Origin of the sequence: Blautia sp. aa_0143, from assembly GCF_004167315.1 — a bacterium.
In the GTDB taxonomy this organism is placed as follows: domain Bacteria; phylum Bacillota; class Clostridia; order Lachnospirales; family Lachnospiraceae; genus Blautia_A; species Blautia_A fusiformis.
Genome location: NZ_RCXU01000001.1, coordinates 118324 through 131689, shown reverse-complemented (window position 1 = coordinate 131689; position 13366 = coordinate 118324). Strand labels below are relative to the sequence as shown.

The 13366-nt window shown below is 39.7% G+C and carries 15 protein-coding genes and 1 pseudogene; 5 read left to right on the top strand and 11 right to left on the bottom strand.

Annotated elements, in window-relative coordinates; genetic code table 11:
* Positions 1-265: 265 nt before the first annotated feature.
* Positions 266-1603 (top strand): MATE family efflux transporter, encoded by a 1338-nt coding sequence (locus EAI83_RS00590; RefSeq protein WP_118608490.1) that lies wholly within the window; start codon positions 266-268, stop codon positions 1601-1603.
* Here the strand turns inward: EAI83_RS00590 and EAI83_RS17110 are convergent.
* From EAI83_RS17110 to EAI83_RS17090, 3 genes are all read right to left on the bottom strand, one after another.
* Positions 1576-1902: a helix-turn-helix domain-containing protein gene (locus EAI83_RS17110; protein ID WP_274602525.1), complete on the bottom strand. Its 327-nt coding sequence runs from the start codon at positions 1900-1902 to the stop codon at positions 1576-1578. The two genes, EAI83_RS00590 and EAI83_RS17110, sit on opposite strands and share 28 nt — an antisense overlap.
* 83 nt (positions 1903-1985) lie before the next feature.
* Positions 1986-2498, bottom strand: a complete 513-nt coding sequence (locus EAI83_RS00580) for a cupin domain-containing protein (protein ID WP_129974452.1) — start codon at positions 2496-2498, stop codon at positions 1986-1988.
* A 78-nt stretch (positions 2499-2576) separates the two neighbouring features.
* Positions 2577-2759 carry a hypothetical protein gene (locus tag EAI83_RS17090; RefSeq protein WP_092070323.1) on the bottom strand — a complete coding sequence of 61 codons (183 nt, stop codon included), beginning with the start codon at positions 2757-2759 and terminating at the stop codon, positions 2577-2579.
* A gap of 222 nt (positions 2760-2981) precedes the next feature.
* Here EAI83_RS17090 and EAI83_RS00575 point away from each other — a divergent pair, with 222 nt between their 5' ends.
* Positions 2982-4130 carry an SLC13 family permease gene (locus EAI83_RS00575; protein WP_129974451.1) on the top strand — a complete coding sequence of 383 codons (1149 nt, stop codon included), beginning with the start codon at positions 2982-2984 and terminating at the stop codon, positions 4128-4130.
* Positions 4131-4386: 256 nt separating this feature from the next.
* Here the strand turns inward: EAI83_RS00575 and EAI83_RS17800 are convergent.
* From EAI83_RS17800 to EAI83_RS00550, 5 genes and pseudogenes are all read right to left on the bottom strand, one after another.
* Positions 4387-4705, bottom strand: a pseudogene (locus tag EAI83_RS17800) (nucleotide-binding protein); the annotation flags it as partial.
* Between the two features lie 22 nt (positions 4706-4727).
* Positions 4728-4922, bottom strand: a complete 195-nt coding sequence (locus EAI83_RS00565) for a hypothetical protein (protein ID WP_118368392.1) — start codon at positions 4920-4922, stop codon at positions 4728-4730.
* Between the two features lie 16 nt (positions 4923-4938).
* Positions 4939-6756: a cobaltochelatase CobT-related protein gene (locus EAI83_RS00560; protein WP_129974450.1), complete on the bottom strand. Its 1818-nt coding sequence runs from the start codon at positions 6754-6756 to the stop codon at positions 4939-4941.
* 6 nt (positions 6757-6762) lie between these two features.
* The gene (locus tag EAI83_RS00555; protein WP_129974449.1) at positions 6763-7695 is read right to left on the bottom strand and encodes an AAA family ATPase; all 933 of its coding nucleotides are present in this window, start codon (positions 7693-7695) and stop codon (positions 6763-6765) included.
* An 85-nt stretch (positions 7696-7780) separates the two neighbouring features.
* Positions 7781-8551 carry an ATP-binding protein gene (locus EAI83_RS00550; protein WP_092070354.1) on the bottom strand — a complete coding sequence of 257 codons (771 nt, stop codon included), beginning with the start codon at positions 8549-8551 and terminating at the stop codon, positions 7781-7783.
* A gap of 168 nt (positions 8552-8719) precedes the next feature.
* On the opposite strand from EAI83_RS00550, the gene EAI83_RS00545 reads away from it, so the two are divergent.
* The gene (locus EAI83_RS00545) at positions 8720-9367 is read left to right on the top strand and encodes a TetR/AcrR family transcriptional regulator (RefSeq protein WP_059085498.1); all 648 of its coding nucleotides are present in this window, start codon (positions 8720-8722) and stop codon (positions 9365-9367) included.
* Here EAI83_RS00545 and EAI83_RS00540 read toward each other — a convergent pair.
* On the bottom strand, positions 9289-9915 hold the full coding sequence (locus EAI83_RS00540) for a DUF3786 domain-containing protein (RefSeq protein WP_129974448.1): 627 nt from the start codon (positions 9913-9915) through the stop codon (positions 9289-9291). The two genes, EAI83_RS00545 and EAI83_RS00540, sit on opposite strands and share 79 nt — an antisense overlap.
* Positions 9916-10304: 389 nt before the next feature.
* On the opposite strand from EAI83_RS00540, the gene EAI83_RS00530 reads away from it, so the two are divergent.
* Both EAI83_RS00530 and EAI83_RS17955 read left to right on the top strand, forming a co-directional pair.
* Positions 10305-10760 carry an Rrf2 family transcriptional regulator gene (locus EAI83_RS00530; protein WP_059085497.1) on the top strand — a complete coding sequence of 152 codons (456 nt, stop codon included), beginning with the start codon at positions 10305-10307 and terminating at the stop codon, positions 10758-10760.
* A gap of 236 nt (positions 10761-10996) precedes the next feature.
* Positions 10997-11227 (top strand): helix-turn-helix transcriptional regulator, encoded by a 231-nt coding sequence (locus EAI83_RS17955; RefSeq protein ID WP_118608482.1) that lies wholly within the window; start codon positions 10997-10999, stop codon positions 11225-11227.
* Between the two features lie 151 nt (positions 11228-11378).
* On the opposite strand, the gene EAI83_RS00515 is transcribed toward EAI83_RS17955, so the two are convergent.
* Together EAI83_RS00515 and EAI83_RS00510 are read right to left on the bottom strand one after the other, a co-directional pair.
* Positions 11379-12662, bottom strand: coding sequence for a cytidylate kinase family protein (locus EAI83_RS00515; protein WP_129974446.1), 1284 nt, complete (start codon positions 12660-12662; stop codon positions 11379-11381).
* 40 nt (positions 12663-12702) lie between these two features.
* The gene (locus EAI83_RS00510; protein ID WP_129974445.1) at positions 12703-13125 is read right to left on the bottom strand and encodes a MarR family winged helix-turn-helix transcriptional regulator; all 423 of its coding nucleotides are present in this window, start codon (positions 13123-13125) and stop codon (positions 12703-12705) included.
* Positions 13126-13366 lie beyond the last annotated feature (241 nt).

Here is a 13366-nt window from a genome sequence, read left to right as displayed (position 1 = left end):
GCATATCTTTATTAGATTTATATGTCATTTTATGATAGAATTAATTTTGAAGAGGAGGTATTATTATGGACTATTTATCGGCAGCAAAAATGAGATATTATTCAAAAGATAACTCTGAAAACATCATAAAAAATTTAAACAAGAAACTTTCTGCTAATATTTCAGCATAGTAATGTCATAGAAAAAGTATCATTTCAGTAGTAAAATACTGGCTAAAAGCAGACAGTATTTGGAGAGTACCGTTTAGACATCAGGAGGTAACATAATGGGTAAGAACACGACAAATGATATGACGCAGGGAAACTGCATGCGTTTACTGGTACAGTTTTTTCTGCCGATCCTGGCAGGAAATCTGTTTCAGCAGTTATACAGCTTTGCAGACTCTATGGTGGTGGGAAAAGGAATTGGCGATACGGCACTTGCAGCAGTCGGAAATACCGGTTCCGTACATTTTCTGATCATTGGTTTCGCAATTGGGCTGACAGGAGGATTGGGAATCTGTATTTCTCAGTCTTTTGGAAGTGGCAATTATGAAAAACTTCGTAAGGAGCTGGCAATGTCTGTCTGGATCTGTCTGGCTATTGGGATTTTGATCACAGTGGTAAGTCTGGCCTTCATGCGGCAATTATTTACATTTCTCCATACACCGGAAGATCTGATGACGGAAACACTGCAATATTTCGGAACAATTCTTGCGGGAACCACCATTACAATTTTTAATAATTTTGCCATGACACTTCTGCGTTCCGTCGGAAACAGCCGGGTGCCTCTGGTTGCAATGATAATTTCCGCCATTGCTAATGTTCTGATGGATCTGTTATTCGTTTTTCCGCTGCATATGGGTGTTTTTGGCGCAGCGTTAGCCACTGTTCTGGCACAGGTTCTGTCTGCGCTTTACTGCTGTTACTACATAGGAAGGGAAAAAAATCTGATCCCGAAAAAAACGGACTGGAAACCACAGAGTGTAATCATCAAAAGACTGACATTGAAAGGTCTGCCTGTTGCCGTTATGAATTCTGTCACTGCAGTGGGTGGAATGGTATTGCAGACATTTGTCAACAATATGGGAACAAGCTATGTGGCTGCCTATGCGGCATGCACCAAGATCCTCAGTCTTTTTGAACAGCCGGCAAATACAGTGGGCCTGGCACTTCTTACTTTTGTGGGACAGAATTATGGTGCCGGAAAAAAGGAGCGGATACGTACCGGTATCCGGGAAGGAGTTATCCTGACGATCCTGATAAATATTCCACTGGCTTTGATGTTGCTGTGTATTCCTGAGTTTCTGACTTCTTTCATGTTGAATGATGCGTCGATTATTTCTTACACAAGAGATTTTCTGGCGGTTACAGGCATCTGTCTGTTTCCTCTGGGATGGCTGTTTGTGTTCCGCAACGGGTGTCAGGGCATGGGACATACGTTTGTTCCGATGCTTTCAGGAGTCCTGGAAGTGTCTCTTCGAGTGGTCATGGTAAAGCTGCTGACTCCATATCTGGCTTTTCGTGGTGTTGCTCTGGCAGAAGTATCTGCCTGGATCGGCGCCTGGATCATGTTGATGATCACTTACTGGATCTATCAGGAAAGAACGGATTCTTTTCGGTAAGTCTGAGGAGAACATCCTACCTTGGTGCGAAACTGTCGATTGAAATTTGAAAGGTTATGAAATCCGGTATCGAAAGCAATGTCGGAGATACTGCGATCCGTATTGCGCAGAAGGTCGCATGCTGATCGGATACGTACCTGATTCAGATATTCAATGGCTCCGAGACCGAAATTCTGTTTGAAACAGCTCATAAAGTAACTGCTGCTCATATGAGCGATCTTTGCCAGCTGCTCTATGGTGACAGATTCAGAATGATGTTTCTGTATACAAGTGAGAACAGGCCGAAGTGTTTCGGTCATCCGAGATTCTGTCGAAACCGTGTGTTCGGTGCAGAGTCCCGGTGTCGATGCCAGCAGATAAAATAAGCGAAGCAATTCGCTTTTCAGTAACAGATCAGACGTTGCAAGATTTTTGTGCGCACACTGCATAATAGTCCGGACCGAATCATGGAGTTCATGATACCCCGGGGGGCCTGAGATACAGGGACCAGAACTCTTCGTCTGGAAGAAAAGATCGGCAGCAGAATATCTGTATAACAACGGTCATCGTAACTTCCCACCAGCGTATTCTGATGAAAAACAATGGTATCATAAAAAAAAGAGCTGTGCTCATCCGACATGATAGCATGAAGGACGTTGGGCTGGATCAGAACGATGTCTCCTGGTTTGGCAGAGATGGTCTGATCCTCGTATTTGAAAAAACCATTTCCAGATTTTATGTAATTTAATTCCATTTCACTGTGCCAGTGCAGCGGTACACTCGTAAAATAATCCGGTATACCGCAGTCATAGTAACTGTATGGAACCTGAATGGATCCGTACTGGCACTTTTCTTTTATCGCATAAAGATTCTGATGACGCAGATACGCAACAAGTTGTTGTATCCTCCAGTGCAATCGTTCAATCCTTTTGCAGAACGGACGAGAAATCCCTTAGAGTTCATCATGTCGAAATCTATGGGGTGGTTCCTGCATTCATGGAATGAAAAATATGCATACTTTTTTTGTTTCGTTGTCCTTAAAATATCCGCACATATCGTAATGCCCCGTCTCAAAAGTAATAAGCCTTAATCCATATTTTGCGGCATTAATTTTCATGCTCTTTTTCATGTCATTTGCAAAATCTATAAATTCCTTGGAATTTTTTCCCATAGTCATCTTTTATTGTTTTTCCCTGATATTTTCTGTATAGTTCTTCCAAAACGTTTTCCTTTCATATTCTGAACTTTTGAAATGATGTCGCCATTGATAACATTTTTATTATACAGGAATGAGGCGGTAATCGCAAACACAATCCACAATACAAAATGATATTCTTTTTTTCTGGATGTTTCTGTGATATACTTATACGCGATCGTATCAGACCGGAAAGGAAATATTATGTTACAAAAATTATATGTTTTTTTCAGGAAAGAAACCGTTTTGTCAATTGCAGTGATCCTGGCGCTTCTTTCTATGTTCTGGGTCAGACCGGATAAGGCTTATTTTACTTATATCGATTTCAGGACTCTCGGGCTCCTATTCTGTTTGATGGCAATTGTAGCTGGTTTGAAGGCTGTTGGTGTTTTTGATATACTTGCCAAAAAATTGCTTATGGGAACATCGGGAACTGTGGGTGTGATCAGGCTGTTGGTACTCTTATGTTTCTTCCTGTCAATGGTGATCACCAATGATGTGGCATTGATTACTTTTGTTCCTCTTGCACTGATCATTGTGCATAAACTGCCAAAGGAACTGGGCAATTACTGGCTTCTTAAAATAGTAGCCATGCAGACAATCGCTGCTAATCTCGGAAGCATGCTCACACCAATCGGAAATCCGCAGAACCTTTATCTATATGCCAGAGCAGGGATGTCCGCGGCAGAATTAATAACCCTGATGCTTCCCTATTCCGCCACAGCACTTATCATTCTTCTGATATGGATACAGGTAGCTGCTGCCAAAGCACCTCACGCATGCGGTTCCGAAAAAGATAAAACTCTTTTGGGATTCTCTGACAGAAAAGAACTTAACATGGAATACCTGGCCGCTTACCTGATCTTATTTACAATCTGCCTGCTCACTGTTGCACGTATCATTCCATACCAGATTCCTCTTGTATTGGTTCTTATATATATGCTGCTAAGAAACAGGGAAAATATAAGCAGGGTGGATTACTCCCTGCTTGCCACCTTTATCGCATTATTTATTTTTATCGGCAACCTTGGAAGGATTCCGCAATTCAGCAGTTTTCTGGAAAGAATCATGGCCGGAAGGGAAACACTTACTGCTGTTCTTGCCAGTCAGATTATGAGCAATGTTCCCGCTGCGCTTCTTTTATCCGGCTTTACAGATAATTACCGGGCTTTAATTGTCGGAACCAATATTGGAGGTCTCGGCACTCTGATTGCATCCATGGCAAGCCTGATAAGTTTCAAATATATTGCAAAAGAAAACAGGAATCTGAGAGGGAAGTATTTGGGAATATTCACAGCCTCCAATATTATATTCATGATATTCATGTTAATATTGTATTTTTTTCTTAGATAAAGGTTTTCCCGGAATTACAAAAGCTATAGCAATTCTTTCTTCGCAAAAAATTCTCCGCGGCACTCTCACATCCTGGAAGAAAAGCCGCGGAGAAATAAATATATTTTCGGTGCCAATACAAAGATTATTAATCTTTACACCACTTTACAACTTTTTCATAAAAAAATATCGTACAGGGCTTTCTGATGTATAATGAGTTTGCTCCAACAGCAGATATTTTGTTTTTTTAACTTGTACTAAATCTTGACATAGGACCAGTTCCCAAAACCAGAAGTCGAACACCATTATTTTCTTTTCCGTAAATTTCAGGAATATCATCCACTTTTGGATTGACTTTATAAAAAGTATTACTTTTATCTGCACCTGTTCTCTCCTCGATCAACCTTCTCATTTTACTGATAGGCGTAATACTCTCCAGTTCTTCCTCTGAAAAAGCCCAGTGCAAGTCCAAGATTTGCATCTGGATCCACATCTACAGCAAATACTTTTTTCCCTTCTTCTGCATACAGCCGTGCTAATACTGCAGATATCGTGGTTTTCCCTACTCCGCCTTTTCCAGTTACAGCAATTTTCATCTGTTATCTCCTTAAATGCTTCTTACTCCACTTCCTCCAGTTCTGTTCCTTCTGGAAGAATATATCCGCAGTTATCACATACTCCATCCTCTGCAAGTATCCCGTCTTTCACAAAGGCTTCAATGCCTCCCAGTTCATGACAGCGTGGACAATCTAATTCCCGTATCTTTTTCTGATTTCTTACATCCTGGCAATTGGCAAATCCAATTTTACCCATAGTGATTCCTCCATTTTCATTCCATATCAATTTGTCTTCGCAAAAAAGTTCCTACCATACGGGAAAAATTGCTGATATTACGAATATAGGCAAAGTCTTTTCCATAGATTCTCTTTTCCACGGAGAGTTCTTCTTCATTCCCTACAAAAATACCAATTACGAAAATTCCCTGATTTCTGGCCCGACGCACCTCATATGCAGTATCTTTCACAGCTCCTTCTCCGTCATAGATCTTGGGCTGACGGGTTCCTGGTCGTTGTATGCTCATATCACAGGGTTTTCCATCACTTAATACGATTAAAATCTTATTTTTTTCCGGTCGCTCCATGAGAGAGGAACAGACGGTTTTCAGTGCAAGCCCATCTCTGTTATTGGCATATGCCCGAAATTGAAAAATTCTTTCATTTGTTTCCCTTGGATCTTCATAATCCCGAAATCTCTGAAGTACTGTATATCCCCAGAAAGCACAGTATCCTGTCACCCGATGAGGAATTCCTGCCTGGCTTAATGCTTCACTGATAATATATCCCTGCGCCGCTACCTGAGCCTGTCTGCCAGCTTGGGAACCACTGGAATCAATCAGGACGTCTATTACAAATTCAGAATCTTCTGATCTCTTTTTTCTGTTAAATAACTTGTCATCGTCTGTTCTTCCAATTTTCCATAACCTTTCAGGAACAAGCTGCCCTGCATCAGATCTGCTGACAAAATCATCCTTTCGGATTATAAATGCCCGTTTCAGTGACTCTGCCAACTCAGAAATATTTCTTTTGATGATCCAGTGATTATTTCCATAATAGGCTTTATTTTTTTCAAACTGCAGCTGAGAAAAACGGTATTGATTATTTTTTATCACAGGGTTCTGTAAAATTCCATCTGTAAGATACAGGATACAGTTTTTGTGGATTCCTGTACAAAATTTCCGGTTGACTCTGGCCTGCTCCGATTCACTTAGATACGATTTTCCGTAATTCAGTTCCACATATTCCCGTATCCGTCGCACTGCCTGTGGATTTATATTCTCCGAGTTTTCCGGAACTTCTTCATTTTCCGGAGAGAAATAAAATCTTTTTTTCTTTTTGTTTCTGATATCCAGACTCATCATCTTTTTTTTGAGATTAGAAAGATATTTTTGAATGATGTCTTCCATCTGTTCATCCGTCATGCATTCCTGCCACGCGTCATTGGCCAATGCCATATCCGGTAAATTCAGAATCTTCTCCAGATTTCCATTCCTTTTTTCAAAAGAGGGATCCAGAACATGATTATAAATCTCATCTATCACGTTTATGACCTCTTCTGTATTTTCCGCATCCTTCAAAGAAAGAATCTTGTACAATGCAATCTCTGCCTGTGGATCCATTCCCTCATCGTCTGTGTTCTCCAGAACATGCCTTATATACAGAAGCCTAATCCTGTGAATCAAGTCTGTTCCAGCTTTGTCTGATACCTGCTCTTCCTCGGCCTTTTCCAATTCTCTGAACGCCTGTTCTCTGATTTCCTTTGTTCCCAAACGTTCCCGAATGATAAAACGATTCACTGCAGCATCCATGCATAATCCGGCAAGAGGCAAAAGCATATCTTCTCCAGCAGAAAAATGTAATTTTTTCATCAAATACATGCCAAGTTTCTTCTGATCAAAATATCGTGCAAAGGCACCCTGCTTCACTGCCTCATACAGAACTGTTTGTTTTGAATAAACATATTTTTCTGTATCCGGTTCAAATTCCATATCATAATCACCACTGACTGTCCAAAAAAGATTTCTGATACGATTGCTGATCTCCAGACGATGTTCTTCCAGTTGTTCCGCCGGCCATCTGACATCCTCCATACAAGCTTACCCCCATATATCTTTTCCGGTCCAGGAAGATGGGATTCTGGTAGAAACCACATCTTCTATGATCTCTTTTTCAAATACATCAAAACTTTTATTTATGATCCCCATCTGGATTGCATCAATTGGAGAAAGTCCGCTTCTTGTTGCTTTTACAGCAGAAACCAATCCTCTAAGGTCAAGAGATTTTGTTGAGATTTCTCCATGATAAGCTTTGATCTGCAAATCCAGAAACAGTCCTGCAAAGGCTTTCAGTGCACTTTTTTTCCCATCTGGAAAATGTTGTCTTAATACAAAAAGGACACTATCCTCATCCATTTCAGGCATATCAATTACCATAAACCTTGAAACCAATGCTTCATTTAGCTCTCTGGTACCTGCGTAACCATAATTCATCGTGCCGATAAATCGTGTTGCCGGATGAAGTAAAATCCTGTTATATCCTGGAATATCGATTCTGCGCCGATGATCCAGTGTGGCATGCAATACAGAAACCGCATCATTTTTTGCCATATTGATTTCGTCCAGGATTCCAAATCCTCCAAATTCCGCGCATTGGTAGATGGGGCCTTTCCGAAGGCGAACCTCATTATTTATAAAGGTATCCGTTCCGATCAGATCGGCACTGTCTGTATTTACATGAAAAGAAATGTCGTATTCCGGTCTTCCGAATATCCATGCCAGTGTCTCGCATAGTACATTTTTTCCTGTAGCTTTCGCACCGGAAAGTAACAGGTTATCTCCCTGAAGAAGCGCTGCTATTGACATTTCCAAAATCTTTTTCCCATAAAATAGGATATCCGGTTTTTCTACTCGTTCCTTTACCTGATCCTTTACCTCATAACGCATGTGAAAATCTCTCAGTTCTCCAATCAGTTCCTGCGCTATCTTCTGGTCTTCTAAATATTTTTCTATTTCTGTCCAATGATTTCTCATGAGGATTTTCCTTTCTTTGCAATTGGTTATACCAAATCAGATAATATTTCTGTTTACACAATCTTCATACTTTCAATCCTCCAGCTCACAATCCTAACTTCTTTACAATTTCTCCCAGTGCACTTCTTACAGGAGAATCTTTCGGAAGCCGTATGATCGGCTTTCCAGCACAGTCATACTGATATACCTGGTCATCATGTGGTACAACCCCTAACAGTTCCAGTCCCTGATTTCGGATTTCTTCCAGAGTTCCGGCATCCAGTTTTCCATCTGGAACACGATTCACAATCAATCCGGTTTTCTGTGGTTTAAAGTTTAACTCCTTCATCAGCTTTGCAATACGTCCGGCCGCCTGAACACCTCTTCTGGAACAGTCACTTACAAGAATCGCAACTTCCATCATTGGCAGGATTCCTCTGCTGATATGTTCCATACCTGCTTCGTTATCAACCACAATATATGGATAATGGCTTTGCAGTTTCTGAACCTGGGTCTGCACAAGACCATTTACAAAACAATAGCAGCCCTGTCCCTGGGTTCGCCCCATTACCATCAAATCATAATCATCTTCTTCTGCAATTGCATCGGAGAGACGCATTTCCAGATAAGCCTGTTTTGTTATTCCTGTCGGAATCTGATATCGTGGATCAACTCCTGCACGTTCAATCTCTTCTCTCAGTTCTCCGAGTGTAATCTCCGGTTCAACGCCGAGCACTTCATTCAAATTCGCATTTGCATCTGCATCTACAGCTAAAACCGGATGTTTTCCATTTTCACATAAATATTGAATCAACAATCCACAAAGGGTTGTTTTCCCTACACCGCCTTTTCCTGATACAGCAATTACATGTCCCATGTTTTTCCTCCTAAAATTCTGAACAATCTGTTGACTTTTTCTTTAAATCTCATTATAGTTGTTACTATATAAATTACAATAATCAATCTGTGAGATTTGTATGGCTACTCAACACATCAGAAAAATTGTTGAGGAATCATATGATACCAAATAATACAGGAGTATATAATGTCAGAAAAAACGAGAAAACAAGATCGCCGTACCCGCTATACCAGGCAAACCATAAAAGATACGTTCTTAGAATTGTTAAAGCAGAAGAGTTTTACGAAAATTACAGTTACAGAGATTTGCAAAAATGCTGAAATCAACCGTGGCACTTTTTATCTTCATTACTACGATATCCATGATGTATTATCAGATATTTTTAATGATATGACTCAGGATATGTTAACAACTGTAGATCATTTATTCTGTCTAAATCAAAAAAGCTGTTCCTATCCGTTCTGTCAGAAAATACAGATGGAATCACAATACAGGGCACTGTTTCTGGATGATGCAATTGCCCCCATTCTTCTGGAAAAATTAGCAGAAAATACAAAAGAAGGCTATGTGACCTGGCTTATGTCACACAGCCTCCTGACCTTTGAGCAGGCAGAATCGGTTTTTTATTTTCAAATGAATGGCTGCCTTTCCATCAACAGACTGATGCTACGCAATCACTGTAATGACTGGAAACAGATTCAGACAACAATTGACAAATTTATCAAAGCCGGACTGGAAAGTTTTCTGATCCATGATCAGAGGGAAGAAAATGCTTCCGATAATTTTTGCAGCAAAATTTCTCCAACTGTTACCGCATCTTCTACACTCAGATAATGATCGGCATGATCCTGAAGAAATAGTTTTCCCGATGCAGGAAATTCTTCATCCGCAAACCATATCTTTAAAGTTACCGGATATCTTGGCAGAACTGGAAAAACAGCACACAGATCCGCCTTTGTCTCTGTGAATTCTGCACCCAGACTTGTACATGCTTTCTGAATTTTCTCAGGCTCTTTGTCCTGCAAAAGTTTTTCCAGTTTCTGCTCTGCAGTCCGGTCAAACTTGGTTCCTCGAATCAATCCATCTTTCAGGTTACCAAAAGTAATGAGCTTCTGTGAACCTTCTGTTCCATCCGCCATATCCAGATAATGCAGCAATGTCAGATAATGCCATTCGTCCATGTTTGAGTTAATACGAAACTCAGGGAGTTGAATTTCAATCGTTTCATAAAAACTCAGTACTTCAAGCACATTTCGACTGCTATGAAAAACAGCCCCACTTTTTGCAGCAAGATCCTCTCCGGAACGATTTTGCAGTCGTTTTACTGCTGCCTGCAACATTTCCTGAAATGCACGATTTTCTGTTTGATTTTTGTATTCCATAAGCTCTCCTTTGTGAACATTTATAGTATCATGTAATAATCAATGTTTATACAAGGATTTTAGTGTTCTCATAAATCTAACTTTGTCCGGATTCTCTTTTATCCATTCCTGGACAAAACTCATTACCTCAGTCATAGTTTCATAGATTTGTCTACGATCAGCATATTATACACTCCTCCGTAAGTTTCATTACTGTGTTGACTTTTCCTTTAAATTTCATTATAGTTGTAATTATATTATTTACAATCATCAAAATAATAAATATGCACAGTTTCTCAACACATAAAAAAGAACTGTTGAGAACTTGAAATGTTTTAGACAAACCAGAAATATTTTTGTCTCAAAAATGTGAAAAAATCATTATATCATACTATAAGGAGTTTCTTATCATGAAATATTCAACAAAATTAAGCGATACTGTTCATGTGATGGTTCTGATTGCTATCAACCAGGAAAAATCTCTCTCCAGTGCCTCAATTGCAGAAAGTGTCCATACAAATCCCGGCTTTGTACGCCAGCTTATGTTAAAACTAAAAAAAGCCGGACTTATGACCAGTGTAGCCGGACATGCCCGTCCTTCTCTTTCAAAACCAGCAGATCAGATTACATTGCTGGATATTTATAAAGCAGTTGAAGGTGAGAAGCCGCTGCTTCATTTAGATACTCATACCAACCCTGATTGCGGCGTTGGCATTAATATTCAGTTGTCTTTACAGGAATTCTATAATGAAATCCAAAAAACTGCTGAAGAAAAAATGAATATGATTACTTTACAGGATATCATAAATACCTATTATCAGCGAACATCTATCCTCAATATCTCCCCGGTTAGCCATCACGGTTAAATTTTCATCCCGATTTACGGAAAATGTTCCTACTATATCCGGTTCACCTTCCTTATGACCGGATTCAGGTTTCCCATAAATACTTCCTGCACAGCCGGATCAGGATTATCAAATCCTGCATCTATGGCTATCTGCATTTCTCTGCGTACCTCTTCTGGTGTTGTGTTGTACTTTTCTGCAATCTTTTCATTTATTATGAGTGTAGACATGCACAGTTTACGCTTTCATCTCGGTAATTGAATTGCCGAGGATTCCTGCTTTTTATCCTAAAAAATTATACGGGACAGACCTTTTCTTCTCTTATCCAGAATATCCGTCTGTCCAGAGCGGCGAAAATGTTAAAGCAGCCTGATCGTTCTGTTACTGCTGTCATGGAAGAGATCGGTTATTCCAACATTACGCATTTTTATAAAATTTTTGAGAAAAAGTTCCATATGACACCAGCGGAATACCGAAATACTTTATAAGTCCTGTATGTGTCTTATCTGTATACAGTAGAAAAGAAAAAGCCTTATAATATTACTGCAAATGATATGTCCCTCAAATATGATTTTTAGATTGACTGTTCCTTAAGGGGCTATATCATTTACAACAAATATTATAAAGCTTTATATATTTTTACAGTTTCATAGCACAGCGGATGCAGTTCTCAATATATTCTTCTCCCAAATCTGTATTCAGGCTGAGATCAAAGTTTCCGGCTGCACCCCACATACGGCGGGTGTAATAACGGTAGTTATCTGCACGGAGTTTTTCATTTTTCTGAACCGTAGCTTTGGCTTCTCCCTCGGAGATATTCTGTCTCTGTGCCACTCTTCTAATTCTGCTCATAAGAGGCGCTGAAAAAAATACTTTCAGACAGTTTCCGGAATTTCTGAGAACGTAATCTGCACAACGGCCTACTATCACGCAGTTGCCTTTTTTCGCAAGATTACGTACAACCTGACATTCTGCCTCGAAAATTTTATCCTTCGGCGCTTCATCCTGCATATCCGCATTCAGATACATCTGATTAACCAGATCATAGATGAGACTGTTTGTCATGATCTCTTCGTTTTTCTTGATGAATTCCGGTGTGTATCCGGTGGTTCCTGCTGTCATCTGGATAATCTCCGCATCATAAAAATCATATCCCAACTTTTCTGCAAGAATCTTGCCAATATCGTGGCCGCCACTTCCAAACTGTCTTCCAATGGCGATAACATTTTTTCCATAGGTTCCTGCTGTCTGTTCTTTTGCTTCGTTCTCGTTTTCTGCAGATACGCTTTCCGGGAAAATCATATCTTTCAGGAATGCAAGTTTCTTACCGATGAGTCTGGCGATAAAGCCTACCAGAAGGGCAGCAATAACGGTACCTTCTCTTACACCATCCAGTCTTCCTGCAAATACGAAAGAAAGTACAGCAGCGATCACTGACATGGATACATCAAAACAGATCTTGGTTGTTCCGAAATTTGTTTTCCATGTAAGAACAATAGCACGGACAAAAGATTCTCCCGGAAGCATGACAACGTCTGCCAAGACCTCCATATATACACCTACGCCAAGAATCAGACATCCGATGAGAAGATATACAATCTTCATGATGTACGCTTCCGGATTGACCCAGGAAAAAAGAATCATGGTAAGATCAATAAAATATCCAAATATGATGGATACCGGAATCTGAAGGATGTGCTCCAATTTAAAGTTCTTTCTCAGGATGATCAACTGCAGTGCGATCAGAAAGATACTGAAAAAGATGGTAAAGTTTCCAAGTGTAAATGGAAAATTAAGACTTAATACGTAAGGAATTGATGAAATCGGGGATGTTCCTAGGTTTGCCTTTGTGATCAGACTGACTCCCAGGGAGTTTACAAATAATCCCACCAGAAATATTAAATATCGTTTTAGTTTCTCCATTTTTTATTTCCTCCTCATTTCATATTTTTTTATCGTCGGATCATTTCATATCTGCAAGATTTTGGTAGATTCGGCAAAAAATATCCATAAACAGCTTCTGCTCTTCTTCGGAAATACCATTTAATGCAGTTTTTTCTATTTTCTTAAAAGCCTCCTCCACAAGCTTCTGATTTTTCTTTCCGGATTCTGTCATAAAAATATGAAAAGTACGACGGTTTCCATTGAGCATTTTTCTTTCGATCAGACCTTTTTCTTCCATACGGTTCAAAATGGACGTTAAAGATCCTGCCTCGATGAGGCATCCTGCCGCAATCTCTTTCTGGCTGGCACCATCGTGATCTTTCAGGTAATCCAATACTTTGGGCTGTCCCAAGGTAAGGCCTGTGTCTGCCAGCTGTTCCATTAGTTTTTTCTGGATAGTCATATGGTTTATCATAGACAGGTAGTGAAATGAATCATCCATTTATTATTTAGCTCCTTCTTTTATTATATAAATAGTTATAATTCAAACATTTGGAATTATAACTATATTTGTGGTGTATGTCAATAACTTTTTCACCACTATTTTCCTCTTCTATTTGTTTGCAAAAAAAGCCATAAGATTTTCTTTTCAAAATCTTACAGCTCTTCTATCATGTTGCATCCCAAACATCATCTATATTTACATGTAATATCTGCACAAAATCCCATGGGTTATTTTCGGG

Coding starts and splice junctions, on each gene's coding strand:
- EAI83_RS00555 (WP_129974449.1), bottom strand. CDS start 7,695: ATGAGAAATCATTGGACAGAAATAGAAAAATATTTAGAAGACCAGAAG.
- EAI83_RS00545 (WP_059085498.1), top strand. CDS start 8,720: ATGTCAGAAAAAACGAGAAAACAAGATCGCCGTACCCGCTATACCAGG.
- EAI83_RS00540 (WP_129974448.1), bottom strand. CDS start 9,915: ATGGAATACAAAAATCAAACAGAAAATCGTGCATTTCAGGAAATGTTG.
- EAI83_RS17110 (WP_274602525.1), bottom strand. CDS start 1,902: ATGACCGAAACACTTCGGCCTGTTCTCACTTGTATACAGAAACATCAT.
- EAI83_RS00590 (WP_118608490.1), top strand. CDS start 266: ATGGGTAAGAACACGACAAATGATATGACGCAGGGAAACTGCATGCGT.
- EAI83_RS00550 (WP_092070354.1), bottom strand. CDS start 8,551: ATGGGACATGTAATTGCTGTATCAGGAAAAGGCGGTGTAGGGAAAACA.
- EAI83_RS00530 (WP_059085497.1), top strand. CDS start 10,305: ATGAAATATTCAACAAAATTAAGCGATACTGTTCATGTGATGGTTCTG.
- EAI83_RS17090 (WP_092070323.1), bottom strand. CDS start 2,759: ATGACTATGGGAAAAAATTCCAAGGAATTTATAGATTTTGCAAATGAC.
- EAI83_RS00510 (WP_129974445.1), bottom strand. CDS start 13,125: ATGGATGATTCATTTCACTACCTGTCTATGATAAACCATATGACTATC.
- EAI83_RS00575 (WP_129974451.1), top strand. CDS start 2,982: ATGTTACAAAAATTATATGTTTTTTTCAGGAAAGAAACCGTTTTGTCA.
- EAI83_RS00560 (WP_129974450.1), bottom strand. CDS start 6,756: ATGGAGGATGTCAGATGGCCGGCGGAACAACTGGAAGAACATCGTCTG.
- EAI83_RS00515 (WP_129974446.1), bottom strand. CDS start 12,662: ATGGAGAAACTAAAACGATATTTAATATTTCTGGTGGGATTATTTGTA.
- EAI83_RS00565 (WP_118368392.1), bottom strand. CDS start 4,922: ATGGGTAAAATTGGATTTGCCAATTGCCAGGATGTAAGAAATCAGAAA.